Source organism: Marinobacter alkaliphilus (assembly GCF_055394375.1).
The window spans coordinates 406,219-432,627 of record NZ_AP043751.1 but is presented as its reverse complement, the minus strand read 5'-3'; the positions used below and the strand labels follow the sequence as shown (position 1 = coordinate 432,627).

25 protein-coding genes are annotated in these 26,409 nt (G+C 59.1%); 12 read left to right on the top strand and 13 right to left on the bottom strand.

The window, feature by feature from the left end:
• The first annotated feature begins 40 nt into the window (after nucleotides 1-40).
• Nucleotides 41-2,119: a patatin-like phospholipase family protein gene (locus ACZ5Q2_RS02000; RefSeq protein WP_432210693.1), complete on the top strand. Its 2,079-nt coding sequence runs from the start codon at nucleotides 41-43 to the stop codon at nucleotides 2,117-2,119.
• Nucleotides 2,120-2,139: 20 nt separating this feature from the next.
• On the opposite strand, the gene ACZ5Q2_RS01995 is transcribed toward ACZ5Q2_RS02000, so the two are convergent.
• From ACZ5Q2_RS01995 to ACZ5Q2_RS01985, 3 genes are all read right to left on the bottom strand, one after another.
• On the bottom strand, nucleotides 2,140-2,802 hold the full coding sequence (locus ACZ5Q2_RS01995; RefSeq protein WP_432210498.1) for a GntR family transcriptional regulator: 663 nt from the start codon (nucleotides 2,800-2,802) through the stop codon (nucleotides 2,140-2,142).
• Nucleotides 2,803-2,879: 77 nt separating this feature from the next.
• Nucleotides 2,880-4,316, bottom strand: coding sequence for a cardiolipin synthase (gene cls, locus ACZ5Q2_RS01990; protein ID WP_286253500.1), 1,437 nt, complete (start codon nucleotides 4,314-4,316; stop codon nucleotides 2,880-2,882).
• On the bottom strand, nucleotides 4,313-5,353 hold the full coding sequence (locus ACZ5Q2_RS01985) for an AraC family transcriptional regulator (RefSeq protein WP_106694435.1): 1,041 nt from the start codon (nucleotides 5,351-5,353) through the stop codon (nucleotides 4,313-4,315). Before ACZ5Q2_RS01985 ends, cls begins: the two co-directional genes overlap by 4 nt.
• A 387-nt stretch (nucleotides 5,354-5,740) precedes the next feature.
• Between ACZ5Q2_RS01985 and ACZ5Q2_RS01980 the strand changes: the two genes are divergently transcribed.
• The 4 genes from ACZ5Q2_RS01980 to ACZ5Q2_RS01965 all read left to right on the top strand — a co-directional run bounded on the left by ACZ5Q2_RS01980 (nucleotide 5,741) and on the right by ACZ5Q2_RS01965 (nucleotide 9,239).
• Nucleotides 5,741-6,532 (top strand): alpha/beta fold hydrolase, encoded by a 792-nt coding sequence (locus ACZ5Q2_RS01980; RefSeq protein ID WP_432210499.1) that lies wholly within the window; start codon nucleotides 5,741-5,743, stop codon nucleotides 6,530-6,532.
• Between the two features lie 99 nt (nucleotides 6,533-6,631).
• Entirely contained in the window at nucleotides 6,632-7,720 is a 1,089-nt protein-coding gene (locus tag ACZ5Q2_RS01975) for an SMP-30/gluconolactonase/LRE family protein (RefSeq protein ID WP_432210500.1), read from the top strand.
• Nucleotides 7,717-8,181: an acyl-CoA thioesterase gene (locus ACZ5Q2_RS01970; protein WP_072678627.1), complete on the top strand. Its 465-nt coding sequence runs from the start codon at nucleotides 7,717-7,719 to the stop codon at nucleotides 8,179-8,181. Before ACZ5Q2_RS01975 ends, ACZ5Q2_RS01970 begins: the two co-directional genes overlap by 4 nt.
• A gap of 77 nt (nucleotides 8,182-8,258) precedes the next feature.
• Entirely contained in the window at nucleotides 8,259-9,239 is a 981-nt protein-coding gene (locus tag ACZ5Q2_RS01965) for an NADP-dependent oxidoreductase (protein ID WP_106694437.1), read from the top strand.
• On the opposite strand, the gene tcdA is transcribed toward ACZ5Q2_RS01965, so the two are convergent.
• Both tcdA and ACZ5Q2_RS01955 read right to left on the bottom strand, forming a co-directional pair.
• Entirely contained in the window at nucleotides 9,236-10,033 is a 798-nt protein-coding gene (tcdA, locus tag ACZ5Q2_RS01960; protein WP_106694438.1) for a tRNA cyclic N6-threonylcarbamoyladenosine(37) synthase TcdA, read from the bottom strand. The two genes, ACZ5Q2_RS01965 and tcdA, sit on opposite strands and share 4 nt — an antisense overlap.
• A 257-nt stretch (nucleotides 10,034-10,290) precedes the next feature.
• The gene (locus ACZ5Q2_RS01955) at nucleotides 10,291-12,066 is read right to left on the bottom strand and encodes an acyl-CoA dehydrogenase C-terminal domain-containing protein (protein ID WP_432210501.1); all 1,776 of its coding nucleotides are present in this window, start codon (nucleotides 12,064-12,066) and stop codon (nucleotides 10,291-10,293) included.
• Nucleotides 12,067-12,242: 176 nt separating this feature from the next.
• Here ACZ5Q2_RS01955 and ACZ5Q2_RS01950 point away from each other — a divergent pair, with 176 nt between their 5' ends.
• A complete protein-coding gene (locus tag ACZ5Q2_RS01950) occupies nucleotides 12,243-12,977 on the top strand; it encodes an SDR family NAD(P)-dependent oxidoreductase (protein WP_432210502.1) in 735 nt (244 codons plus the stop codon).
• 18 nt (nucleotides 12,978-12,995) lie between these two features.
• Here ACZ5Q2_RS01950 and ACZ5Q2_RS01945 read toward each other — a convergent pair whose 3' ends face one another.
• The 3 genes from ACZ5Q2_RS01945 to ACZ5Q2_RS01935 all read right to left on the bottom strand — a co-directional run bounded on the left by ACZ5Q2_RS01945 (nucleotide 12,996) and on the right by ACZ5Q2_RS01935 (nucleotide 15,349).
• Nucleotides 12,996-13,940, bottom strand: a complete 945-nt coding sequence (locus tag ACZ5Q2_RS01945; protein WP_106694441.1) for a sodium-dependent bicarbonate transport family permease — start codon at nucleotides 13,938-13,940, stop codon at nucleotides 12,996-12,998.
• Between the two features lie 174 nt (nucleotides 13,941-14,114).
• Nucleotides 14,115-14,753: a ChrR family anti-sigma-E factor gene (locus ACZ5Q2_RS01940; RefSeq protein WP_432210503.1), complete on the bottom strand. Its 639-nt coding sequence runs from the start codon at nucleotides 14,751-14,753 to the stop codon at nucleotides 14,115-14,117.
• Entirely contained in the window at nucleotides 14,750-15,349 is a 600-nt protein-coding gene (locus ACZ5Q2_RS01935; protein WP_061332542.1) for a sigma-70 family RNA polymerase sigma factor, read from the bottom strand. Before ACZ5Q2_RS01935 ends, ACZ5Q2_RS01940 begins: the two co-directional genes overlap by 4 nt.
• A 227-nt stretch (nucleotides 15,350-15,576) precedes the next feature.
• On the opposite strand from ACZ5Q2_RS01935, the gene ACZ5Q2_RS01930 reads away from it, so the two are divergent.
• Nucleotides 15,577-16,623 (top strand): AraC family transcriptional regulator, encoded by a 1,047-nt coding sequence (locus tag ACZ5Q2_RS01930; RefSeq protein ID WP_432210504.1) that lies wholly within the window; start codon nucleotides 15,577-15,579, stop codon nucleotides 16,621-16,623.
• A 3-nt stretch (nucleotides 16,624-16,626) separates the two neighbouring features.
• Here the strand turns inward: ACZ5Q2_RS01930 and speA are convergent, their stop codons facing one another.
• Entirely contained in the window at nucleotides 16,627-18,537 is a 1,911-nt protein-coding gene (gene speA / locus ACZ5Q2_RS01925; RefSeq protein WP_432210505.1) for a biosynthetic arginine decarboxylase, read from the bottom strand.
• Between the two features lie 229 nt (nucleotides 18,538-18,766).
• Between speA and speE the strand changes: the two genes are divergently transcribed.
• Entirely contained in the window at nucleotides 18,767-19,648 is an 882-nt protein-coding gene (gene speE / locus ACZ5Q2_RS01920) for a polyamine aminopropyltransferase (protein WP_061332546.1), read from the top strand.
• Nucleotides 19,649-19,740: 92 nt separating this feature from the next.
• A complete protein-coding gene (locus ACZ5Q2_RS01915) occupies nucleotides 19,741-19,935 on the top strand; it encodes a DUF6316 family protein (protein WP_061332547.1) in 195 nt (64 codons plus the stop codon).
• 76 nt (nucleotides 19,936-20,011) lie between these two features.
• Here the strand turns inward: ACZ5Q2_RS01915 and ACZ5Q2_RS01910 are convergent, their stop codons facing one another.
• Nucleotides 20,012-21,259 carry an ammonium transporter gene (locus ACZ5Q2_RS01910; RefSeq protein WP_061332548.1) on the bottom strand — a complete coding sequence of 416 codons (1,248 nt, stop codon included), beginning with the start codon at nucleotides 21,257-21,259 and terminating at the stop codon, nucleotides 20,012-20,014.
• A gap of 71 nt (nucleotides 21,260-21,330) precedes the next feature.
• Nucleotides 21,331-21,669 (bottom strand): P-II family nitrogen regulator, encoded by a 339-nt coding sequence (glnK, locus tag ACZ5Q2_RS01905; protein ID WP_058091350.1) that lies wholly within the window; start codon nucleotides 21,667-21,669, stop codon nucleotides 21,331-21,333.
• 384 nt (nucleotides 21,670-22,053) lie between these two features.
• On the opposite strand from glnK, the gene ACZ5Q2_RS01900 reads away from it, so the two are divergent.
• From ACZ5Q2_RS01900 to trmB, 3 genes are all read left to right on the top strand, one after another.
• Complete coding sequence (locus ACZ5Q2_RS01900; RefSeq protein ID WP_061332549.1) at nucleotides 22,054-22,305, top strand: accessory factor UbiK family protein; 252 nt, start codon at nucleotides 22,054-22,056, stop codon at nucleotides 22,303-22,305.
• A 73-nt stretch (nucleotides 22,306-22,378) separates the two neighbouring features.
• Nucleotides 22,379-23,905 carry a YifB family Mg chelatase-like AAA ATPase gene (locus ACZ5Q2_RS01895; protein ID WP_230713404.1) on the top strand — a complete coding sequence of 509 codons (1,527 nt, stop codon included), beginning with the start codon at nucleotides 22,379-22,381 and terminating at the stop codon, nucleotides 23,903-23,905.
• A gap of 72 nt (nucleotides 23,906-23,977) precedes the next feature.
• On the top strand, nucleotides 23,978-24,703 hold the full coding sequence (trmB, locus tag ACZ5Q2_RS01890; protein WP_431474621.1) for a tRNA (guanosine(46)-N7)-methyltransferase TrmB: 726 nt from the start codon (nucleotides 23,978-23,980) through the stop codon (nucleotides 24,701-24,703).
• Nucleotides 24,704-24,715: 12 nt separating this feature from the next.
• On the opposite strand, the gene ACZ5Q2_RS01885 is transcribed toward trmB, so the two are convergent.
• Both ACZ5Q2_RS01885 and hemW read right to left on the bottom strand, forming a co-directional pair.
• Entirely contained in the window at nucleotides 24,716-25,264 is a 549-nt protein-coding gene (locus tag ACZ5Q2_RS01885; RefSeq protein ID WP_061332552.1) for a hypothetical protein, read from the bottom strand.
• Nucleotides 25,264-26,409 carry a radical SAM family heme chaperone HemW gene (hemW, locus tag ACZ5Q2_RS01880; protein WP_431474622.1) on the bottom strand — a complete coding sequence of 382 codons (1,146 nt, stop codon included), beginning with the start codon at nucleotides 26,407-26,409 and terminating at the stop codon, nucleotides 25,264-25,266. The genes ACZ5Q2_RS01885 and hemW overlap by 1 nt, the downstream gene beginning before the upstream one ends.

Genomic DNA, 26,409 nt, shown 5'->3' with positions numbered 1-26,409 from the left:
CAAAGTTGGGCTGGTGCTCAGTGGCGGTGGTGCCAAAGGCATGGCCCATGTGGGTGTGCTGAGGGTTCTTGAGGAAATGCGGGTGCCGGTGGATGTGGTGGTAGGCACCAGTGCCGGCTCCGCCGTGGCGGCACTCTACGCCTCGGGTATGTCGGTATCCGAGATTGAGCAGCGGTTTCTGGAGCTGGACTGGTTGTCCAGCTTCCGCGACGACCCCGGCCGGGCGTTCAAGCCGGTCCGGCGCAAACAGGACGATTGGCGTCTGCCACTGGTGCCCGGCCTGGGGGTCAGCAGGCAAGGTGTGCACCTGGGCGGAGGCCTGGTGACCGGGCAGAATCTTGGCTTTATCCTCAATGAACTCACCCGCAATGCTGCCCTGGTTGAAAATTTCGATCAGTTACCCATTCCCTTCCGAGCCGTGGCCACCGACCTTGAAACCGGTGAAGAGGTGGTCATCGGAGACGGTAATCTTGCTGAGGCCATTCGGGCCAGCATGAGCATTCCGGGCGTTTATGCGCCAGTTGAGCGCAACGGTCGGCTGTTGGTGGACGGAGGCGTTGCCAACAATCTTCCGGTCAGCGTGGCCCGGGAGATGGGCGCAGATGTGGTCATTGCCGTGGACATCACTGATCCGATGATGAGCGCTGATCAGTTACGGGAGGCTTTCTCGGTGGTGGGTCAATTGACCACACTGATCACCCGCAGGAATACCGATACCCAACTGGATATGCTGACCGACCGGGACGTGCTGGTTCACCCAGACCTCGAAGGTTTTGGCTCCGCCGACTTTTACAATGCACCGATCCTGTTCGAACTGGGTGCCACCGCCGCCCGAGAGCATGCGGTTGCCCTGAATCGGCTGTCGGTGCCTGAGGAACAGTGGGTGGCGTATCAGTCGCGCCGGGCCGCCGGCAGTTGGGTGCCCGGGCCTGTGGTTCGGGTGGAGATCGCCGAGGGCGAGCGTCTGGCGACTGACTTCCTGAGGGAGCGGATTCGCCAGCAACCGGGAGAAGTGCTAAACGTACCGGAGCTTGAAGCAGACCTGAAGCGTATCTATGGCCTTGGCTATTACGAATCCGTGGGCTGGTCACTGGCGCCCACGAAAGCGGGCCCCGTCCTTGTGATACGGGCGCGGGAGAAAAGCTGGGGACCGAATTACCTGTCGTTCGGGCTCAACTATGAAGATAACTTTGAGGGAAATACCCGCTTCAACCTGGCAGCTGGCCTTCGCATGACCGAGCTGAACCGGTTGGGCGCCGAATGGCTGACCGGTGTTCAGTTGGGCACCCAGCCCTGGGTCCGAAGCCAGTGGTACCAGCCGCTGACCTATGGTTATGACCGGTTTGCCGTTGTCGGTGTGGAGTATCGACGCGACGACTACAGCATCTACGATCAGGGCCGGCGCATTTCGGAAGTGGATGTCACCTTTCGGCAAGTGGATCTGGCCCTGGGCATGGAGCTGGGAGGCAACGGAGAGGTTCGTCTGGCCTATGTGCGTGGGTATGCCTCGGTTGACGACGAAGTGGGTGTTCCGGTCGCCCCCGCCGACAATGTGCATCAGGGGCATGTCAGCCTGCAGCTGGTGCACGATTCCCTGAGCGATGCCTTCTTCCCGAAATCCGGCGCTTTTGCCGGGATTCGCGGGCGGGTGGAGAGGGAGGACCTGGGTTCAGATCGTCACTTTGACGGCGTCACGGCCATGCTTCTGGGTACTGGCACCTGGGAGCGTTTTAACCTGACCGGGCTGCTGTATACCCGCCAGATTTTCAGCGGCGATGCCGGTATTGAAAACGCCGCCCGCCTGGGTGGTTTTCGCCAGCTTTCAGCCTATGCCCCGGGGGAAATTACCGGCAACGACGCGGTGTTGGCCTCTGTGTACGGTCGGCGGGAGTTTGGTGGTCCGGTCATGCCCTGGTTTGCCGGCGCCGGTTTTGAAACCGGCAATGCCTGGGACAGTATGCGCGATGCCCGGTGGGGCGACACCGTGCGTTCCTGGAGTGCCTTTGCTGGCGTGGATACCCTGCTCGGGCCGGTGCAACTGGCCGCTGCCTACAACAACGAGGATAACTGGACCGCCTACCTGAATATCGGCTTCTCGTTTACCCAGCTCTTCTACTGACCCGTCAGCCAGCGCCAGCCTCAACCCACGTTGATGGCGGCCAGAACCTGTTCGCATTGCTGGATGGCGTATCGGTGCAGGATGTCGGCCAGGGCCGCTTCGTCCCGGTTGCCAATGGCGCGGATGGATTCTTCCATGTGCATCAGGTTGTCTTCCAGTACCTGGGCGCCGCCCTGGCGAAAGGCGACAAACGCACAGCGTTTGGCCGAAGGCCAGAGATCGTCGATGGCGGAGACGATGAAGTAGTTGTCCGCGTACACCAGCGAGGCCTTGGTGTATTCAATGCCCAGTTCCAGAAACGCCATCAGGTCGTTTTTCTGGTAGCAATCCTTCATTTGCCGGTACAGCTTCTCAAGCCGGGCCATGTCCTCGGGTTGCCACTGTCGCACCAGTTTCTGGCCGGTGTGGGTCAGGTACAGCTCGAGAATTTCATAGAGACTGCGTACAAAGTGCTCGTCCAGCGGGGTAACGAACGCCCCCTTGCGTGGCACGTTGCGCACCAGGTGCCGTTTTTCCAGCAGTAACAGCGCCTCGCGGATGGAACCATGACTGACGTCCATCTCTTTGGCCATGGCGCTTTCGTAGATGCGCTCACCGGATCTCAGCTGTTCAAAGGCAATCAGGTTTTCAATATGGCGGGCGACTTGTTCGGTCAGGGTTTCTCTGGGCTTGAATGCGTTCATGGGTTATTTGTTTACAGCAGGTGAACCGTCGGAAAGTCCATGGTCGCACAATGTTTTTGCCGGAGCCAGAATAACCGCTACAGCAACGGCGCCAGCAGTCGCACCGCGCGACAGCTGAGTCGGAAGAGGATGGATCGGTCCTGGTAGTCCCGTTCAGTCATTCTCTGGCAGTACTCAAGATCTTCCCGGAGCATGGTGTCGACCGAGCGGACAAAGTCCCCGTTGGTGTTCACCGCCGTGATCTCGAAGTTCAGGCGCATGGAGCGATTGTCCAGGTTGGCAGTGCCCACGGCCGCATATCGGTCATCCACCAGGACGACTTTCTGGTGCATGAAGCCGGGCTGGTAACGATAGATCCCGATGCCAGCCTGGCTGGCTTGCACCAGGTAGGAATAGGCTGCCAGGCGAATAAGTCGGTTATCGGTTTTTTCCGGGATCAGGATGCGAACGTCCACCCCCCGCAGCGCCGCCAGCTGCAGGGCGTTCATGATCTGGAAATCCGGAACAAAATAGGGTGATGCAATCCATATTCGGGTGCGGGCATTGTTGATGCTGTTCAGGAAAAATAGCGTGCAGGTTTCCCAGGTATCTGCAGGCCCGGTAGGCAGTACCAGAACCTGTTGATCACCGCCGGTGTCAAAGCTCGGGTGCCAGTCCAGTTCCGGGCGGATATTACTGGCCCAGTGCCAGTCTTCCAGCCACGCCAGCTGCAACCCGGTCACGGCCGGGCCCTCAATGCGACAGTGGGTATCGCGCCAGGGTTCCTGGTCCATCGCGGTGCCCAGGTATTCGTCGCCCAGGTTAATGCCGCCAACAAAGCCCACCTTGCCATCACAGACCAGTAACTTCCGGTGGTTCCGGAAATTGATCTGGAAACGCCGGCGGCGCACGTTACCGTTGCCGAACGAAGCGATGCGCGCGCCGGCGGCTGACAGCTCGTTAAGCCAGCGCCGTGACAGCAACACACTGCCGATGTCGTCGTACAGAAACCACACCTCGACACCCTGCGCCAGCTTGCGTTCCAGAATCGCCTTGATGCGCTGCCCCACCTTGTCTGAGCGCACGATGTAGAACTCCAGCAGAATGTATTGCCTGGCATCCTCCATGGCTTCGAACAGGGCCTCAAAGGTTGCGGTTCCGTCTTTCAGCAGGGTGCACTGGTTGCCGCTGGTAAACGGCTGCCGGCTCAACTTGCACAGCACCTGCAGCTCATCGCTGAAATGTTCGTGGCCGGGGTTGGAGATCGACGTGGTCTGCTTCTCGAACTGGTCCAGCAGGGTGGTCAGGGACTGATCGCCCATCCGGCGGGCTTTGACATAACCGCCAAAGCGGCTTCTGCCGAACAGAACAAACAGTGGCACCGCGATATAGGGCAGGCCTACCAGCGCGATGATCCAGGCAATGGCCCCCTGGGCGGTGCGATAGCTGAGCAGGATCCGATAAATGCAGGCCAGGGCCGCCAGGTACAGTGCAGCAAGGGGGATGGCCAGCAGTGACAGGTTATCCGGGGTCATCTCTTGCCTTCCTGGTGGCTTGCCCTGAACTGGGCCGGTGCCACGCCGGTCCAGCGTTTGAAGGCACGGCTGAAGGCGCTGAGTTCGGAAAAGCCGAGCAGGAAGGCAATTTCTCCCAGTGCGTACTGATCGTCAGCCACATACCGAAGGGCTTTGTCCTGGCGCACCTGTTCCACCAGGTCATGGAAGCTCAGGCCTTCTTTTTTCAGCTTGCGGTACAGGGTCTGGCGGCTCATATGGCATTGCCGGGCCAGGGTGTCGGCATCAATGCGATCGGTGGCCATCTGGCGCGAAATCAGGCGGCGAACCTTGCGGCTGAACGACTTCCGCGTTTGCAGACGGGCCAGTACCGCATTGACCTGCTTCAGCATGGCGGAATAGACATACGGGTTGCGATGGGGAATCGGGTGCCCGAGGTGCTGGCTGGAGAACGCCATTCTGGTGATGCCGGCACCAAAAATAACCGGCCCGCCAAACAGTTTCCGGTACTCGCTGGCATAGCCGGGTTCCGGATGGGCCACTTCCAGCCAGTCGGCTTCAATGCCCCGGTGAATAAAATGACGGGTTCGACACAGGGCCGCCGCCAGGGTGCGATCCATATCCTGACGACAGTAGTGATCGGGGTGGTCTGGCTGCCAGGTCAGGATGGCCTGATCCGGCGTTTGCTCAAAGCTCAGGGTTACCGATTCGTTGATCAGCCGGTGCAGCCGCACGTACTGCACGACGGCCTCGCCCAGTGTGTCGCAATTGAAGAATACATGCCCGACCAGGCCCATTCGTTCAGGGTCAACAACCTGCCCGGCATGCAGTCCAACACCGGGGTCTCCAGTCAGTTGTTCCGCCAGTTCCCAAAGTTGGTAGTGAGTGCTGGCGGGAATGCGCAAATCCGGATCTTCCAGGGCTTCCAGGCTCAGGCCGGTGAGCGCCTCTACGCGGGAGCGGTCTAACAGCCCGAGCGTATCAAGGTAGTGAACCAGTGCCAGGGTGCTGGACGCCGCAACCTGCGGGGGATCGGCTTGGTCCATTTGCGCGTGCATGCCGATGGTTGGCTCCGGGTGGTTGTGTGTCAGAGTGATACAAAATGTCAAACGATTGGCACAGCCAGTCAACGGCTTGCCATAGCTTCAACGATAGCATGGTACGCATCAGGTTGAAGTAGCCAACAGGCAAAATGGAGGTGTTGTATGGAACGGGAAATCTTTGTACCCCATAACGAGGCCGAGCGTAAAAACGTTTTGGCACTGGCGGAATATCTGGACAGCATCTTCTACTGTTGATCTGTCCGTCGTAATGTCTGTGACCTTCTGGCCGGGTTTATCCCGGCTTTTTTGTACCTGCGGTTTGTCTGCCTAATTTCTCCTTGCCCCCGAGTCTGGCGATGGTAGTGTATCCGGTTCATCCCCATCACCGGAGGCTGTCAGCGCATGACCGTTGAACTGAATCATCGTATTACCGGCCAGGGCGAGCCCCTGATCCTTCTGCATGGGCTGTTCGGCTCCCTTGAGAACCTTGGAGGTATCGCCCGCCGCCTGGAAGATGGCTGGCAGATTCACGCCCTCGATCAGCGCAATCATGGCAGCTCACCCCACACCGACGACATGGATTACCCGGCCATGGCGGCCGATGTGGTGGCCTACATGGACGCTCTCAATCTGGACAAGGCCTGGGTTCTGGGTCATTCCATGGGTGGCAAGGTGGCGATGCAGGTCGCCTTGGGTTATCCGGAACGGGTCAAGGGTATCATCGTCGCGGACATAGCACCGGTCACCTACAAAGCCCGGCATGATGCGGTTCTGGATGGCATGAAGAACCTGGACCTGATTGGCGTAACAACTCGCCAGGAAGCGGACAAACGCCTGGCCGAATTTGTTGAAATCCCGGGCGTGCGGCAGTTCCTGCTGAAAAACCTGGAGCGGATACCGGCAGAGCAGGCCGGTGATGGTGATCAGCTGTTCCGCTGGCGCCTGAATTTGCCTGTGATTGACGCCTGTTATCAGAAACTGGCCGACGCGCCGGAGGGTGAGGGTCCGTACAATGGTCCGGTGCTGTTTATCAAAGGCGCTGATTCCGCCTATATCCAAAGCAAACATCAAGACACCATCCGGCAACTGTTCCCGGCCGCCGAACTGAAGATAATCGAGGGTACCGGGCACTGGCTGCATGCTGAAAAGCCCGATACCTTTGCGGCTTTGTGTCGTCGTTTTCTCGGATCCTGACGGCCTGTCCTGCGTTGCCAGAAACCCGGTAATGTCTGCTAAGGTTAGGGTGCTTTGATATTGCCTACCGTCTAACAATCACCAATGGATCGGGCGCACATGATGAAATGGTTGTTGATAGGCCTGCTGGTCATCTTTCTACTGCTGGGCAGCTTCCTGCTCACGCCGTCGCCGGTTGACAGCAAGGTCTGGGAGGCACCATCGCCGCCGGCCATGACCGGTGTGCTGGCGCCCAACGAACGCCTGCGCCTGGCAGACTTGCTGGCCCGGGGCCAAGTCTATGGTCCGGAAGATACCACCATTGATGCAAACGGCGTGCTTTACACCGGTACCCAGGACGGCAAGATCGTGCGCGTGTTTCCTGATGGTACTGTAGAGAATTGGCTGGAGACCGGCGGACGGCCACTGGGTATGGTATTCGATGCCCAGGGCAACCTGATTGTCGCTGATGCCTGGAAAGGCCTGTTGTCCATCACACCGGACGGCACCCTGTCAGTACTGACCCGCGAGGCGGAAGGAACACCGTTCCGCTTTACTGATGATGTGGACATTGCGCCCGATGGCCGTATCTACTTCACCGACGCCAGTTCCCGCTTCCGCCAGCCGGACTACCTTCTGGATTTGCTGGAAATGCGCCCCCACGGCCGCCTGCTTCGTTATAATCCTCGTACCCGCCGTACCGAAGTCCTGCTGGCCAACCTGCACTTTGCCAACGGCGTGGCGGTGTCGCCGGCGGGTGACTACGTGCTGGTTAACGAAACCTGGAAGTACCGTATCCTGAAATACTGGATCACCGGGCCCAGGGCGGGCCAGGCTGAAGTCTTTGCAGACAACCTGCCCGGGTTTCCCGATAACCTGGCCGTAGATGATCAGGGCCGCTACTGGGTCGCGTTTCCAACCTTACGCAATGCTCAGGTGGACAGCATGCATCGCAAGCCCTGGCTGAAGAATCTGGTGGCCAAGTTGCCTGACAGTCTGAAGCCCCAGCCACAGGAGTATGGGCTGGTGGTTGCCTTTGATGCCAGCGGTAAGATGATCACCAGCCTGCACGATACGCGCGGCAGCCACCTTCAGGAAATCACCTCGGTGAATCCCCATGATGGCGTTCTATACTTTGGTTCACTTCACAATGACCGTATTGGCCGGCTACCGTTGCACGCTATTCCCGGCCTTGGAGAGCAACCATGACACAGGCGCTGAACTGGGACTTGCCTGACCCGTTTACCATGACCATCACCGTTCGCCCGGAGGACACCGACCGGCTGGGGCACGCCAATAATGTGGTGTATGTGCGCTGGCTGGAAGAGGTGAGCTGGCAGCACATCGACAGCCTGGGCATGACCTGGGCCCTGCATGAAGAGACCGGCAAGGCCATGGCGATTACTCGCACTGAGCTGGATTACCTGGCCTCTGCCAATGCCGGGGATGAACTGGTGCTGGGTACCTGGCTCACCGACTGGGATGGCCGTTTCCGCTCTGCCCGGCAGTTTCAGCTGATTCGCCCGGCCGATGGCAAAACCTTGCTGCGCGCGCTCTCCACCCATGCCTGTGTCGATATGAAATCCCAGCGGCCAGCCCGGGCGCCCAAGGCCTTCGCCGAGATACTTGGCGGCGCGCTGGTAGCCGGCGGGCGGGGCCTGCCCGGTTGAGGCCGGGCCGGTAAAATTCTGCTAGTCTGAGAGTTCAGGCCGGTAACGGCACCGTTCACTGCTGTCTGGAGACACCCATGGAATCATCTGATCTGACCGAAACCGGCACCATGCGCCACGTGGTCTATGATCGCTTTGGTGAGCGTGATGTGCTGCGCGTGACAGAATCGCCCATTCCGCAACCGGGTGAGGGCGAGGTGCTTGTTCGCGTACACGGAGCCGGCCTCAATCCCATCGACTGGAAAACCCGTAAGGGCATGGGATTCGTCGCAACCCAGATAGAAAACAGTCTGCCCTGGACGCCCGGTTACGACGCGGCCGGTGAAGTGGTGGACGTGGGTGAAGGCGTGACCACGCTGGTGCCAGGGGACCGGGTGATGGGCATGATCGGTTTCCCGGTCACTGGCGGAGCCTACGCCGAGTACGCCATTGCCGACGCTGAAGATCTCGCCATTGTACCGGAAGAGCTTGACCTGATCGCGGCTGCCGGCGTGCCCCTTGCTGCACTCACTGCCTGGCAGGCCCTCTTTGAGGTGGCGGAGCTGGAGTCTGGCCAGAAAATCCTGATTCATGCCGGGGCCGGCGGTGTCGGGCACTTTGCGGTTCAGTTTGCCCTGGAGCGGGGCGCCCACGTCATCGTGACGGCGTCCTCCCGTAACCGGGATTTCCTGGCGGAACTCGGGGTACATGAGGTGATTGACTACCACACCACCGACTTCACCGAAGAATGCTATGGCCTGGACGTGGTTCTGGACCTGGTAGGGGGAGAGACCGGCAAGCGTTCCCTGCAAACCCTCAGTGATTCCGGCGTGCTGGTAACCATCCCCACGGTGACTGCCGATGACGTGGTCAGCGCTGCAGAGGCCATGGGCGTTCGAGCCCACGGCATGCGCTCACGGCCGGATGCCTTCCATCTGGATGAAATCGCCGAGTTGATTGAAGACGGTGATGTGAAGGTCCATGTTGAGCAGGTATTTTCCCTGGACCAGGTACAGGCAGCCCACGAACTGCTGGAAGGCGGTCATGTGCGGGGCAAGCTGGTGCTGGATTGCCGTTAATCGGCCTGATTGGCTTTGCGGGCAATCCGGTTCAATAACCGGGAGGCGGCAAAGAAACCAAAACTGGCGGTTACCGGGCTGGCTGCGCCGAAGCCGGAGGCGCAGTCAAGCCGCACCGGACCCTCGGTGGCCGGCTTCTGAAGGCACACCTCGCCATCGGCGGCGGGGTAGGTGAGCTGTTCCAGGGAATACACCGCCTCAATTCCAAAACGCCGCTTTGGATTCCGGGAGAACCCGTACTCCCGGCGCAGCATATTGCGCACCTTTGCCAACAACGGGTCCTGGGTGGTCTTGCTCAGGTCGGCCACCTGAATCTGGGTTGGGTCCATCTGGCCGCCGGCCCCGCCGGCACAGACAATCGGAACCTTCCGCCGCTGGCAATGGGCAATCAGCGCTGCTTTCGCCTTCACGCTGTCGATGGCGTCCACCACCCCGGTCATATCCTCGGTAATCAACTCTGCCACGTTCTTGGTGGTTAAAAACCCGAAATGCACCCGGATATCCGCCTGGGGGTTGATGGCCTTCAGCCGCTCGGCCATGGCATCGGTCTTGGTGTGGCCATACTGGCCCTCCAGGGCATGCAGCTGGCGGTTGGTGTTGGACACACAGATGTCGTCCATGTCGATCAGGGTGAGCGTGCCGATGCCGCTGCGAGCCAGCGATTCAGCGGCCCAGGAGCCAACACCACCGAGGCCGACGATGGCTATGTGGGCATTACGGAAGGCGTTCAGGGCCTTGCGGCCATAGAGGCGCTCTATGCCGCCAAAGCGGAACGGATAATCATCGGCGGTCATTCAGCCTCCGGAATGCAGGGAAAAAAGAGAAGCGCATTGTAACCGAGACTGCCGCAGGCGGGAAAACGCGATAAAAAAAGCCGCGCAAGAGCGCGGCTTCAAGAAGGTACCCGGCTCGGCAAGAGGCGGGTTGGACTAGTTCAGAGACACTAATCAACGTGACTATTATCAAGTTCTGATCTGTCTTTAAGAAGGTCAGAAGTTGCCAATTACCGGTCATTTTCGGCCAGCCATTTTGGCCAGACCGGTATTGCCGTTTAAGCCACCCAGTGCTCGTCTTCAAACGCCATCAGGCTGTCTTTGCCGGTCTGGATGTCTTTTAGCAGCCAGTCCACTTCAGGCATCAGCTTCTCGAAATAGTAGCGGGCGGATACCTGCTTGCCCTCAAGCAACGGCTTATTACCCTCTCCGAGTTGCAGCTGCTGGCCTGCGACGCCGGCCATGCGAGACCACAGATAACCGATCACGGTCAGGGCCATAATCCGCAGGTACGGGGTGGCGGCAGCGCCGGCCTGTTCCGGATCTTTGGGGGCATTCTGGGCCAGCCACATGGTGGCCTGCTCCAGACTCTTCAGCGCACCCTTGAGTTCTTCGCGGTACGGCGCCTCCGGGTTGTCCTTCAGGTATCCGGTCAGTTCTGCGAACAGGGCGCGAACCAGTTGGCCTCCCTTGAGGGACAGCTTCCGGCCCACCAGGTCCATCGCCTGGATGCCGTTGGTGCCCTCATAGATGCGGGTAATGCGGCCGTCCCGAACCAGCTGCTCCAGCGGCCAATCCTGGGTGAAGCCAGAACCGCCCAGAACCTGCTGGCCCCAGTTGGCGTTGTTGTAGCCTTCGTCGGTCAGGAAGGCTTTAACCACAGGCGTCAGCAGCTGCACCAGGTCATCGGCGTTTTCACGCACGCTTTCATCCGGGTGAGCCACGGAAAGATCCAGCTGGTGGCCAGTGAACAGCGCCAGCGCCCGCATACCTTCATTCAGCACCTTCTGGCGCATCAGCATGCGGCGTACGTCCGGGTGCACAATAATCGCATCAGCAGGGCCGTTCGGGTTCTTGGGGCCGCTCAGGGAGCGGCTTTGCAGGCGCTCCCTGGCAAACGCCAGGCTTTCCTGGTAAGCCATCTCGGCCAGGCCAAGGCCCTGCATGCCCACCATCAGCCGGGCTTCATTCATCATGGTGAACATGGCGCTCATGCCCTTATTGGGCTCGCCTACCAGCCAGCCTTTGGCGCCTTCAAAATTCATCACGCAGGTGGCAGAGCCCTTGATGCCCATCTTGTGCTCAAGGCCACCACAGAAGGCGGGGTTGCGCTCGCCGGAATCCGGCAGGAACTTGGGCACCACAAACAGGGAGATGCCCTTGGTGGTGTCCGGTGCGCCAGGCAGCTTGGCCAGTACCAGGTGTACGATATTGTCGACCAGGTCGTGCTCACCGCCGGTGATCCAGATTTTGGTGCCCTCGATGGCGTAGCTGCCGTCGTCATTCGGTGTGGCCTTGGTGCGGATCAGGCCCAGATCGGTGCCGCACTGGGGCTCGGTCAGACACATGGTGCCGGTCCACTCGCCGGAAATCAGTTTTTCCAGATAAGTCTGCTTCAACTCCTCGGAGCCGTGCGCATACAGGGCGCTGATGGCACCGTGGGTCAGGCCGGGGTACATGCCCAGGGACAGGTTGGTGGAGCACACCATTTCGTCCACGACAAACTTCAGGGTGTGGGGCAGGCCCTGCCCGCCGAATTCCAGTGGTGCATCCAGAGCGGTCCAGCCACCTTCCACAAACTTCTGGTAGGCCTCTTTGAAGCCGTCAGGCGTCTTGACCGATTTGGTTTCCGGATCGTAGCTGCAACCCTGGCGGTCGCCAATCTGGTTAGTAGGCTGGATGACCTCTGACGCCAGTTTGCCGGCTTCATCGATCACCGCCGAAATCAGATCCGGAGTCGCATCGGCGTACTTTTCCAGTTCGTGCAGTTTGTCTGCGCCCAACACATCAAACAACAGAAAGCGAAGATCGTTCGCTGGTGCCTGGTATTGCATGGATACTCTCCTGTTTGGATATAGCAGTCTGAATGACTGCCGGATGTCGTTGTTTCAATCCGGAAGTGTCTCTTCATACGAGCGTTTGAATTTTTTGGTTTGCTGGCTGGTGGCCCGAAGGCATTGAATTTTCGTATCACCGGCATGGTATCCATTGATAGTGGAAGGGCGTGGGAATGACGATCGTGATTGCCGGTATATCCGGTGCAATTGGTGCGGCGTTGGCAAAACGCTATCTGGAGACTTGCCCGGAACAGGCCGTCATTGGTCTGTGCCGAGATCCTCAGCGGGCACCGGACGATCTCAGAAATCATCCCGGTGTGAGATTGCTGGCCTGGGATGCGGAAGATGAGCAGCGGCTTGATAAAGCCGAGTTGAAAACGGCATTGGACGGTTCCGGCCCGATCGTCACGGTGATTTACGCCGCTGGCCTGCTGCATGACGACCGGCTTTTTCCCGAGAAGCGATTGGAAGACGTGGCGGCTGCTAACATGGCCCGTGCTTTCGCGGTCAACGCCACCGGATTTGCCTTGCTGATCCAGGCCCTGCTGCCCTGGCTGCGGCATCGTGAGTTCAAGCGCGTGGCAGCCATCTCGGCCAAGGTGGGGTCGATATCCGATAACGGGTTTGGCGGCTGGTATGCTTATCGGAGTTCAAAAGCCGCCCTGAATATGCTGGTGCGGAATCTTTCCATCGAACTGCCTCGCCGGTGCAAGCCCATTGCCTGCGTGGCGCTGCATCCGGGGACCACCGAGTCGGCCCTGAGTTCGCCGTTCAGCCAGTCACTGTCCAAACTGACGGTACATACGCCCTTGCAGACGGCTGATAACCTGATCCGGGTATTGGGCGCCCTGGACGACAGCTGTAACGGTCGGTTCTTCAGTTGGGATGGTTCGGAGTTACCCTGGTAGGCGGCGCCAGGCGGGGCACTATAGCGGCACCGCCCAGCTGAGCATGGAGTAATAAAGCCCGATGCCGACGAGCACATTGAATGGAAAGGTGACGCCCAGGGAAGCCAGCATAGCCAGGCCGATATTGGCATCGGGAACGGCGTGGCGAATCGCCACCGGTGCGGCGATGTAGGACGCACTGGCGGTGAGCGTTGCGAGGATGACGATAGAGCCGGTGTCGAGCCCGAGCAGGGTGCCTACCGTTAGCCCAGCCACCGACAGCACGGGGGGCATCGCAAGCCCAAACAGTACAACCCGCCAGTGGATCAGCTTCAGGTTGCGCAGGGTTTCGGCGGCCACCAGCCCCATCTCCAGCAGGAACAGCGACAGAATGACGGAAAACGCACTGGTCAGGGGGGCGGTGACGCCGGTGCCCTGTCCGGGCCCGTAAAGCGCTCCAATGACCACACCACCCACCAGCAGGATAACGCTTCGGTTGGTCAGGGTTTCCTGCCAGAGCGGCGTGCCCTTGGAATCGCCCGTGCGTTTGCCAAAACGCCGGTAGAACCAGAGCCCGACCATGATGGCAGGTAACTCCAGAAGGACCAGATAGAGCGTGACCTGGCCGCCGGAGCTGAGGCCGCGAGTTTCAACCCACGCCAGGGCGACGGCAAAAGTGCCGGCACTGACCGAGCCATAGTGGGCGGCGAAACTGGCGGTGTCGGCGATTGAAAGTCCGACGCCGTAACGCAGGATCGGGATCATCAGCAGGGGTAGCGCAAAGCCCAGGCCTGCTACCGCAAGCATTTCCAGAAGCAGGCCTGGTGCCAGGTTCCCGTACAGGGCCATTCCGCCCTTCAGACCAATGGTGAGCATCAGCAGCAGGCTGAGAATGTCGTAGGCTTCTCGTGGAATGGACAGGTCAGATTTGACGGTTCCTGCTACCAGGCCGAGCAGGAAAAACATGACGATGATGTCGGGCATGTGTCAGCTGTTGCGTTTTGAATGGTGCTGGAGTTGTTACCTACTATGGATCAGTTTAGGGGGATGGGCGCCCAAGTCAATTAAACCATTACCGGATTGCGATAACGGATCTTCGGTCGCCACAAAAAACGGAGGCAACCTGCCTCCGTTTCTCACTGGACTGATCAACTAAACTTACCGAATGAACGGATTCAACATCCTGGTGAAGGTGCCCGTCAGCTTGACCGGGGCGCTCAGCACAGACAAGGTAATGCAGTCTTCACACCCTACGGCAACGGGCCTGTGCTCGTCCTGCTCATTCAACACCACGAAATCCCATTGGTTGAACACGCCCTTCTGGTCGGCGAACGCACCCTGCAGCACGATCGTTGTCTCATCACCGCGGTGTGTGTGGGCCGCGGCCTTGCCGCCTGCCACCAGTTTCTGCAGTACCACCTGCTCACCCTGACCGGGAAACTTTTCCGAAATATCCAGTACGCTGACATCGCCCAGCTGACGTTTCCAGGGCAGCTCGTTGATGTCCTGACCAAGCAACTTCTGCAGCGGGCTCAATCGCGGTGCCTGCACAACCGGTGAAGTATCCTGGGGTGCTGAGTCAATACGTGCCATCAACTGCTCGAAACTGCTATCCGACACAGTGACCTTGGGCTGCTGTTCCATCATCACCGCGCCCAGGCTGTTCAGGGTGTCCACCCGGCTCCGACAGTGTGGGCACTGCTCAAGGTGCAGCCGGATACAGAGAGCATGGGGCTCAGTCAGATTGCCAGCGCTGTATTCCATCAGGCTGAGACTGTCGGGGTGGTGCCGTGTCATACGTTCTGATCCTGCAAAATCACTTTTAACTTGTTCAGTGCCAGGCGTACCCGGCTCTTCACGGTTCCCAGGGGGATCTGAAGTTCATCCGCCACCATCTGGTGAGACTTATGCTCCATGTACACCTTGGCGATGACGGTAATCTGCTCTTCCGGTAACTGGCTGAGAGACTCACGAATCCGGCGCTCTGACATCAAACGGTGCAGGGACGTCACCGGCTCATCCTCATTATCGCCAGGAATCTGCCACAGATCCTCGGTTTCCACTGCCATTTCAGCGCTGGTCCGCTGCATTTTTCGCAGCATATCAATCCGCTGGTTACGGGCAATGGTAAAGATCCAGGTAGACGCCGCAGCCTTACGCCAGTCATACAGGCAGGAGCGGCGCCAAATGGAAATGAACACTTCCTGCACCAGTTCCTCGGCGTGGCTGGCCATGCCGTTAGAAATGGCGTAGTACTTTATCTGCGGCGCAAAGTGTTCGAACAAAGCGTGGTATGCAGCTCTATCCTGGTGTTTGCCTACTTTTTCCAGCAAGACACCCCAAGGGTCCTTTCGGCCCTCGGCTTTCGCTGGTTGCTGATCCAGTGTGGTCACCGGACGCTCCTTGACAGTCGCATGAGTTGAGCTGATTACAGTCATCATTCTAGGCACTCGCCGCTGGTTTGTCAGTCTGGTTATTTACGGGAGGCTGCAAGAAGTGGATTGCCTTGAGTGAAAAAAATCTGGCCGCATTGTCGGCGGAGTTGTGTCAGTGGAGTGATTGCCGGATCCCAGAGCAGGCGCTAGTCTGACAACCATAATAACGACTCAAAGTTCAAACCATGAACGCACTGCTTTCCGGCGGCACCCTGCCGGTTATCCGGGCCCATTACGCAGAGATTCTTTGCCAGCTGGCAGAGGAGCGCGGCGTTGCCCGGCAAGAGCTGGTCAGCGCTGCCGGTATCCGCCAGCCACAGCTGAGCCACCCGGATAATTTTATTACCCTGGACCAGTTCACTGAGCTGTGTCGTCAAGCCTTTGTTCGCTGCCAGGACGACAGCCTGGGGCTGGAGTTTGGCCGGCGCCTGAAATTTACTGCCCATGGTGCGCTGTCTCAGGCCGCCATCAGCTGCGACACGCTCGAGCAGGCGCTGCTGGTGTTGATCAAATATTTCCGGATTCGTTTTGCCTACATGGCCCTGTCGTTTTTTATCGAAGGCGATGAAGCGGTCATTCAGCTCGATATCAAGCACGACACCCGGGATTTACATCGTTTCAACATCGAGGTGGTCCTGGCTTCCCTGATGGAAGTGAACAACCTGTTGTTTGGTCAGCGGTTGTTGGAGGGCGGGCGGTGCCTGGTGGACTATGAGCAGCCAGCCAATGTGGGGCCTTACCAGCCGCTGTTTGGCAATGCCGTGAGTTTCTGCACCGGTGTTAACCAGATCCGCTTCCAAAAGCAGTTTCTGAACCTGCCGTTATCGTTGTCCAATCCTGTGGCTCGTCGCGTGGCTGAGGCTCAATGCGAGGAAGAAATGCGGCAGATGGAGGCGTCCACATCGGTGACCGAGCGAGTGGTCCGGATGCTGGAATCGGTTCGCGATGGCCGCCTGCTTAGCCTGGAGGATGTCGCCGGGCAGTTGCATGTATCGGCCCGGACCCTGCGGAGGCAGTTGGCGGCAGAGGGCGCCCGCTTCCAGCTCCTTCAGGAAACCGTGCGCCACCAGAGAGCCCTGGATTTGTTGCGACGATACTCACCCCTGAGTATCGACGATATTGCAGACCACCTGGGGTACAGCGACCCGTCCAATTTTGGCCGGGCCTTTCGCAAATGGGAGGGTATTTCGCCTTCGGCCTGGCGCCGGTTGCACCAGACGGAAGGCGATTGAAGGCTACTCCTCCAGGTAGGTGTAACCTTCGAGCCCCGCTTTCAGTTCGCCCAGCAACCGTGACTGTGTTGGCTGGTCCAGATTGCTGGCGGCAAACTTGTCCTGGTAGGCCCTGAGAAGGTTGTCGGGCTCAAAGTTGACGTAGCGCAGCACCTTGGCGACGGTGTCGCCGGTGATGGGGGTGCCGATGTCGTACTCGCCCTGGTCATTGAGGCGCACATCCACCGAGTGGGTATCCCCGAACAGGTTGTGCATGTCCCCCAGGATTTCCTGATAGGCGCCGGTCATGAAAAAACCCATCAGCAGTGGCTCGCCCTTTTTCTCCTCTGGCAATGCCAGGGTGGTTTCGATGCCCTGGCCGTCCACGTACTGGTCAATCCGGCCGTCCGAATCACAGGTAATGTCCTGAATCACCGCGCGCCGGCTCAGCGGGCGGTTCAGGCCGTTGATCGGCATCACCGGGAAAATCTGGTCAATGCCCCAGACATCCGGCAGGGACTGGAACAGGGAAAAGTTAACGAACAGCTTTTCCGCGAGTTTTTCGTTGAGCTCGTCGATGATTTCCCGGTGTGCCCGGCTGCCGCTGTCCAGCTGATGCCTAAGGAGCCGGCAGCAGGTGGTGTAAAGTGTTTCCGCCTGGGCTCGCTCGCTGAGTGATAACAGACCATGGGCGAACTGGGCGTGGACATCGGTCATCGCATGCAGCACATCGTGGTAAATCTCGGCCAGCGACCGGGGTGAGTGATCATCCTGCAGGCTGAGAAGGTCGCGCCAAAGGTCGTGCAATGGTGCTGGAGCGTTTGCTTCAGGTTCAGTGACTTCCCGATGGTCTGGCGATTCCCGATCAATCACGTTGGTGACCAGAACCGAGTGGTGGGCTGTCAGGGCCCGGCCGGATTCACTGATCAGGTCCGGGTGGGGAATGCCCTGGCGATCGCATTCGGCTTGCAGCACATGCACCACGTTATAGGCGTATTCAAACACGCTGTAATTCATTGAGCAGCTGCTGCGGGAGCGGGTGCCCTCATAGTCCACGCCCAGGCCGCCGCCGATATCCACGGTGCCGACGGGTGCGCCCAACTGGTGCAGTTCCGTGTAGAAGCGGGCGCATTCCTTCAGGCCGGTCTGGATATCGCGGATGTTGGCAATTTGTGAACCCAGGTGGAAGTGCAGCAGCTGCAGGGTACCCAGAGCGCCAGCCTGTTTAAGGGTATTCACCACATCCAGAACCTGGCTGGCGGACAACCCGAACTTGGATTTTTCGCCGCCGGTGTTCTGCCAGTTACCTTTGCCAATGGTGGCCAATCGCGCCCGCACGCCAATCAGGGGTGATACCTCAAGACGCTCGGCCTCTTCCAGTATCAGAGGCAGTTCCGATTGCTTCTCCACCACGATAAACACCCGGTGGCCCAGCTTCTGGCCGATCAGGGCCAGGCGGATATACTCACGGTCTTTATAGCCGTTGCAGACAATCACTGACCCCGCTTTTGGGGCAAGGGCCAATACCGCCATCAATTCCGGCTTGCTGCCGGCTTCGAGCCCGACCTGTCCGGCCGAGGCGGCGGGTTGTGCCGCCAACAGCTCTTCCACAACCCGTCGCTGCTGGTTCACTTTGATCGGGTAGACCGCGGTATAGCGGCCCTTGTAGCCCTGTTCGGCGGTCACCTTGTTGAAGGCGCCGCAAAGCTTGTTCACCCGGTCGTGCAGTATGTCGGTAAAACGGATCAGTACCGGCAGGGCAACCCCGGACTCGGCCAGAGACCGGGTCAGGTCAGGAAGGTTGATGCGGGCTGCGGTCCGCCCCCGGTCCGGGCAGATCTCGACTTCACCCCGGGGAGTCACCGCGATGTAGCCATCACTCCAGTGAGCGATGTTATAAACCTTGTGGGCAGGTAAGGCTGTGGTTTCAGGCATTGTTGCTATCCTGTCAGGAAACCGGAATGGCCCGCAGGCCGTTGTCAGGCTGCATTGTAGGACCTGACAGGCCGGATCGAAAGCATTGCCAGGCCACGAGTGGCCTGAAATGTGAAAAATACGGGGCGGCGAGGGGGAATAGTACTTTGGCTATGGCCTTGGGCCCCCTACAATACGCCCCTTTGAACAGGCCCCGACCCCGTGGTGGCGCAATGAATGGGAGGTACAGATGACGGTATTGAACGAAGGCTGGTTTACCGAGGTGTTCCAGGATCAGGGCACGGCATTTTCCCTGCAGGTCAAGCGCAAGCTGCACGAAGAGCAGACGCCGTTCCAGAAGCTGGAAATCTATGAAACGGAAACCTTTGGCAACCTGATGGTGCTGGACGGTTGCGTGATGCTGACCACCCGTGACAACTTTCTGTACCACGAGATGATGACCCACCCGGCGTTGTTCACTCACAAGAACCCGAAGAAAGTGGTGATCGTGGGCGGTGGAGACTGCGGAACCCTGAAGGAAGTGCTCAAGCACCCCGGTGTCGAGGAGGCCTGGCAGGTGGAAATCGACGAGCGGGTTACCCGCATGTCGGAAAAATACTTTCCGGAGTTGTGTGAGGCCAATAATGACCCCCGGGCAAATTTCTTTTTTGGCGACGGTATCAAGTGGATGCGGGATATTGAGCCCAACAGCATCGACCTGCTGATTATCGACAGTACCGACCCGGTGGGCCCCGCCGAAGGCTTGTTTGCCCTGGATTTCTACCGGGACGCCATGGCGGCGCTTCGGGAGGGCGGCATTATTGTGCAGCAAAGTGAATCGCCGCTGTTGCACACGGACAGCATCATCAAAGACATCCACAGCGATATGCAGAAGGCCGGCTTCGGCCACGTACAGACTTTGCCGTTCCCTCAGCCTGTCTACCCGACCGGGTGGTGGAGCTGCACCATGGGTAGCAAGGATAACCCGCTGAAGTATTTCCGTGAGGAAGACGCCAACAACCGCCCGTTCGTGACCCGCTATTACAACGCCGGCATTCACCACGGAGCCCTGGCGATGCCTCAGTTTATGGTGGATGCGCTGGAAGACGCGGTGCGCCCCGAAGAGGCCTGACAAAAATTAGACAGCTCCGCACTCTGAGCTATGCTGAAACAGTGTGGTCATTTATTGATCATCGTGCTGTGTTCGGAGTGAAAGGAGTTGTTATGGAAACGCGCAAAGGTGAACAGGATCGTCACTGGTTTCGTAGTGAGCGGTTCTCGTTGGTCAACGGACAGTGGTTTTTCCAGACTCGCGAGGGCTCGATCCAGGGGCCGTTTGACAGTGTCCACGAAGCGGAAATGGAATTGATGTTGTATCTGCGGCACGCGGATGACCAATTGTTCCAGGGCGTCTGTTAGTGACGGAGCGCCAGGAACAGCAACAAGAAGGGCGCCGTTTGGCGCCCTTCTTGTTTTTCGTGGTTGTCAGGCTGGCTTACTGCTTGCCGCTGACAAACTCTGGATAGGCTTCCATGCCACACTCGGAGTAATCCACACCCTCGTATTCGTCTTCTTCGGATACCCGGATGCCCATGACCGCCTTGAGAATGCTCCACACGATCAGGCTGGTCACGAAGACCCAGACAAAGATGGTGATGGCGCCGATGATCTGGCCGCTGAAGCTGGCGTCGCCGTTGGTAACCGGCACCAGCAGCAGGCCGAGCAGACCGCAGACGCCGTGAACAGAGATGGCACCGACGGGGTCATCAATACGCAGCTTGTCCAGGGTCACAATGCTTACCACCACCAGCAGGCCACCGAAGGCACCGAAGATGGTTGCCAGCAGCGGAGTGGGGGTGTCCGGGCCGGCAGTGATGGTCACCAGACCAGCCAGTGCACCGTTCAGGAGCATGGTCAGGTCAGCTTTGCCAAACATCAGTCGGGCAAGGATCAGAGCTGCGAGACCGCCACCAGCCGCTGCGGCGTTGGTGTTCATGAATACAATGGCGACGTCGTTAGCGGATTCTGCGGAAGCAGTCGCCAGAACCGAGCCACCATTGAAGCCGAACCAGCCCATCCACAGGATGAAGGTACCCAGAGTGGCCAGGGGCAGGTTGGCGCCGGGAATGGCGCGGATCTCACCGTTCGGGCCGTATTTGCCTTTACGGGCGCCCAGCAGCAGGACGCCAGCCAGGGCCGCAGCTGCGCCAGCCATGTGTACGATGCCAGAGCCGGCAAAGTCACTGAAGCCAAGATCGCCCAGGTTGTACATGCCGAAGACGTCAGCTTCGCCCCAGGTCCAGGCGCCTTCCATCGGGTAGATGAAACCGGTCATGACCACAGCGAAGATCAGGAATGCCCAGAGCTTCATGCGCTCGGCCACGGCACCGGATACGATGGACATGGCTGTAGCAACGAAGACCACCTGGAAGAAGAAGTCAGCGGATGGCGCGTAGGTTGCTGCAGCCTCATACTCGAAGCCTTCTTCAACGCCCATGCCAGTGATGCCGCTCAGGAAGGTGCCGCCACCGTACATGATCGCGTAGCCGCAAACCATGTACATGGTGCAGGCAACGGCGTACAGGGCGACGTTCTTGGTCAGAATTTCAGTGGTGTTCTTTGAGCGCACCAGGCCGGACTCGAGCATGGCAAAGCCTGCTGCCATCCACATGACCAATGCGCCACACACGAGGAAGTAAAACGTATCTAATGCGTACTGTATTTCAAAAACAGTGCTTTCCATAGGAGGCCCTCCGCACAAGGCTCTTAGGTTATAAATTTTTTGCGTTGGCTTTTTTCAGAGTCAGTCTGCTGTCAGACCGCTTCTTCGCCAGTCTCGCCGGTTCGAATCCGGATGGCTTGCGCCAGTTCGGTCACGAAGATCTTGCCGTCGCCGATTTTGCCGGTATTGGCCGCCTTGGTGATGGCTTCGATGACCTGGTCAAGCAGGTTGTCGCCAATGGCGATTTCCACTTTGACCTTGGGCAGGAAGTCCACCACGTATTCCGCGCCACGGTAGAGCTCTGTGTGGCCTTTTTGCCGACCGAAGCCTTTGACTTCAGTGACGGTTACGCCTTGTACGCCAATCTCGGATAGTGCCTCACGGACATCATCCAATTTGAAAGGCTTGATGATCGCTGTCACAAGTTTCATTGCTTTCTCCTTGGTAAAGCCGTCCCAACAGTGAGGGCCAGCGGCCGGTTGTTGAGTTCGGGATGCTGCCACCTCGCACATCAATTGTGCGGATTGCGTACGAGAGCTTTAGCATCGGGTGTGCCAACGCAAAAAAAATGTTTTAAATCAGCTTGTTGGTTATATCCTGTTCCAGAATGGCGCAATAACGCGCACCAACTTGGTGCGATGAGCCCGCCCTTGGCTCAAAAAAGAGCATGGCCGGGTTAGCCATCCGCCGCCATTATAATGCGGACAGGGCACAGTATGGCAGGGGCGGCGGTGTGATACACTCCCACCAAAGCGGATAGCGACTCAGCCACGGCGTTTGCCGCGTCGGGAAACAGAGACTCTCAGAGGTGATTTATGAAAGGGCCACAGGACTTTTTTGCTCAGTTACAGGGCCAGTTTGGCCAGTTCGTTCCGGATATGGCTCGGGCTGCGAAAGACGATTTTGAGGCCCAGGCCAGAGCAACGGTGATGACGGTCATGTCGAAGCTGGAACTGGTCACCCGCGAAGAGTTCGATGCCCAGCAGGCGGTATTGATGAGAACCCGTGAAAAAGTGGAAGCGCTTGAGAAGCGGGTTGCCGAACTCGAGCAGAAGCTGTCCTCATAATGACCGGTCTGGCCCGGCCCGCAGGATGCAGCGGCCGGGACTTGTAAGAAACTGATTGCCAAGGAAGGTTGCCATGCTTGCTATTGTCCATTCCCGTGCCAGTATCGGTGTGTCTGCACCGGCAGTGACTGTTGAAGTGCATCTGTCTGGCGGACTGCCGGCCCTGTCGATTGTTGGTTTGCCGGAAACCGGTGTGCGTGAGAGCAAAGACCGGGTTCGCAGTGCCTTGATCAACGCCGGGTTCGAATTCCCCGCCCGTCGAATCACCATTAACCTGGCCCCCGCAGACCTGCCCAAAGAGGGTGGACGCTTCGACCTGCCCATCGCCCTTGGCATCCTCGCCGCTTCCGGGCAGATTCCCGCCGAAAGTCTCAAAGACCTCGAGTTCATTGGCGAGTTGTCCCTGGATGGCGCATTACGGCCCCTGAAAGGCGTATTGCCGGCGGTACTGGCGGCAAGAGGCGCCGGTCGCGCGCTGTTGCTTCCCCAAGACAATGCTGAAGAGGCCGCGCTGGCCAGCGATGATGACGTGTTTGCCGCCAGCCACATACTGACCGTCTGTGAGCATTTGTCTGGTCGCGCCCGGATATCCCCGGTAGCTCGAGCCCAGCCAGAAGCCGGGCCCCGGGACGAGGGGCTGGACCTCGCGGACGTCCGGGGCCAGCAGGTTCCCCGACGGGCCCTGGAAGTGGCGGCTGCCGGCGGGCACAATCTTCTGCTGTTTGGCCCGCCAGGCACCGGCAAAAGCATGCTGGCCAGCCGGCTGCCCGGCATACTGCCAGCCCTGGACGACGCCGCGGCCATGGAGGTGGCCAGTGTGCATTCGGTCGCCGGCCTTCCCCTCAAGCCCGGTGGTTGGCGGCAGGCTCCATTCCGCTCCCCGCACCATACCGCTTCGGCGGTGGCGCTGGTGGGAGGTGGTAGCAGCCCAAGGCCCGGAGAAATCTCCCTGGCCCATCGAGGCGTACTGTTTCTTGACGAGTTGCCAGAGTTCCAGCGCCGCGTGTTGGAGGTATTGCGGGAACCTATGGAAACCGGTGAAATTTCCATCAGTCGGGCTGCACGGCAGGTCACTTTTCCTGCCCGATTCCAGGTGGTTGCTGCTATGAACCCTTGCCCGTGCGGCTACAGTGGGCATCCGACCATGGAGTGTCAGTGTACGCCGCAGCAGGTCATGCGCTATCGCTCCCGGATATCCGGGCCGTTGCTGGATCGGTTTGACCTGCACGTTGAAGTGCCGGTGCAGGCCGGGGGCGTGTTGTTGGGGGCGGGTGAAACCGGAGAGTCCAGCGCCAGCGTCCGGGAACGGGTGTTACGGGCCCGGGCCAGGCAGTCAGAACGGGGCGTGCTCAATGCGGCCCTTGCTGGCAAGGCGTTGCACGAGGCCAGCCATCTGAATGCGGAGAGCGAGAAACTGCTGTCCGGAGCCATGGAGAAACTGGGGTTGTCTGCGCGGGCGTTGCACCGAATTCTGCGAGTGGCCCGCACCCTGGCGGACCTGGATGACCAGCCAGCGGTAACCCGAAACTATCTGATGGAAGCGCTCGGCTACCGGCAACTGGACCGTCAACAGGGGCAAAGCTCGGTTGTCTCCGCTTGAGGCGGCCTACTCTGGTAAACTGGCGGGTAACGTTCCCTAAATCAGATCCGCATTGACGGTTGAGGACCACAGATGACTGACCAGCATGAGACGCACGATGCCTCCGGCGACAACCCGATCACCACCCGCCGCGGTGTTCGCAGTTTTGTCTTGCGCCAGGGCCGGATGACCGAGGGTCAGAAAAAAGCCTATGAACGCAGCTGGCCCAAGTACGGCCTGAGCCGCGACAACGGCATGATCGACCCGAGGGAAGTGTTTGGCCGGGACAACATGCTGAATCTGGAGATTGGGTTTGGCATGGGGAAATCCCTGGCGGATATGGCGGAAGCGGCCCCCGAGCAGGACTTTATCGGTGTGGAAGTGCACTTGCCCGGTGTTGGAGCCTTGCTCAAAGAGGTGGAGGATCGCGGACTTGAGAACGTGCGCGTTTACAATATCGACGCCAATGACGTCATCGACTTGTGCTTACCAGATGCCAGCCTGGACCGTGTGATGGTGTTCTTTCCGGACCCCTGGCACAAGAAAAAGCACCACAAACGTCGCCTGATCCAGCACGACTTTGTTCAGAGGATTCGTCACAAACTCCGCGTTGGTGGCATTCTGCACCTGGCGACGGACTGGGAAAACTACGCCGGGCACATGCTGGAAGTGATGAACGATTCGGAAGGGTTCGCCAATACTCAGGAGCAGGGTGGCTACTCACCGCGCCCGGATGACCGTCCGATCACCAAATTCGAAAAGCGTGGTGAAAATCTTGGCCACGGAGTCTGGGATTTGTTGTTCTATCGCACCAATTGAGGCGGGACAGTGTCAGGAGTGGCTCAGCGGATGCCGGCGGGCAGCCCGGATGATGACAAGTCCGGCCACTCCGAGCAGCAGCCCGGTGAATTTGATCAACGCGAGGATAGTGGCGGTCATGCTCATGGAGTCTGTGGGCGGGCTCAGGTTGTTCAGCAGTACAATGTTTTCCGCCACGTCACTCAGCCCTGCCGTGATAAACAGCGCGCGCACCCAGCGTGCGACCTTGCGCTCCCGGATGCCGGGCCTGTCCCGGGTGAAGTGTCTGGTCAACTGCAACAGCGCGGCCAGGTAAGCCACGATAAACAGAAAGTCTACCCACAATGACGCTTTTGCCCAGATCAAGCCGTTCTCGCGCCAGCTGCGGATGATGGCGTAGGCCTGGTCTGCCGTGCCTGCCAGTTGGAAGCTGACAATGCCCTGAGGGGCAGAACCGGTCTTCAGGGGTTGGTTGATGGCCATCAGAACCAGAAACAGCGCCACCGCCACCACGATGGATACCTTCATGGGCGGTTTCATCGGGCGAGGCCCGGATGGCACGGTGTGCTGAGCTGAATTCATCAGAGGAAGTGCTCCAGCAGGCTATTCAGGTAACGCTGTCCTTGCTCGGTCGCCTGCAGGCGATCAGGGGTCAGCAGATGTTGTTTGCGTAATTGCTCAAGTTGTACCGCAACTGACGACAAGGGTAAACCTGTACGTTCTAAGTACAGTTGCTCGGAGGTGCCCCGTTTCAGGCGTAACGCGTTCATCATGAACTCCAGTGGCCGATCCTCCGGTTCCAGGTCTTCGCTGCCGGAGGTGCGGGAGCCGATCCTTTGCAGGTAGGCGTCTGGTTGCCGGGTTTTCCAGTATCGCAGAACTCTGCCGTCAGCCAGGCTGACTTTGCCATGCCCGCCAGCACCCAGCGCCAGGTAATCACCAAACGTCCAATAATTCAGGTTATGCCTACTTGCCCGGCCGGGCAAACTCCAGGCCGATATCTCATAGTCGTCGAAGCCCGCTGACCGAAGATGAGCGGTTCCTTGCCGATAAATCTCCCAGAGCCGGTCGTCGTCTGGCAACGCCGGTGGCCGCGAGAAAAATTCGGTGTTCGGCTCAATGGTAAGCTGATACCAGGACAAGTGGGTTGGCCCGTGGGCCAGGGCGGCCTGCAGGTCGTTCACTGCCTGTTCCGGAGTTTGCCCCGGCAGGCCGTGCATCAGATCGATGTTGAAATTGTCGAACCCGGCAGTCTGGGCGGATTCGATGGCCCGGTGGGCCATGGCTTGATCGTGGATACGGCCGAGGGCTTGCAGGTGTTCCGGGTGAAAACTTTGCACGCCGATGGACAGCCGGTTAATGCCGGCCTCGCGGAAACTCTCGAAGCGACCTGCTTCCAGCGTGCCGGGGTTGGCTTCCAGGGTGATTTCCGCATCGCTCGAAAAAGGCAGGCGTTGGCGGAGCCCGTCGAACAGCTGTTCGTAGAAGGCGCCGCTCATCAGGGAAGGAGTACCGCCGCCGATAAAGACGGTTTCGATAGGGCGCCCCTGGATATAGAACAGGTCCTGATCCAGATCCTCCAGAATGGCGTTCAGATAGGCCGTTTCCGGAATTTCCCCCTTGACGGCATGTGAATTGAAGTCACAGTAGGGGCATTTGCGCACGCACCAGGGCACGTGGATGTACAGGCTCAGTGGCGGGCAGACCGCAACCGGGGTGGCGGTCAT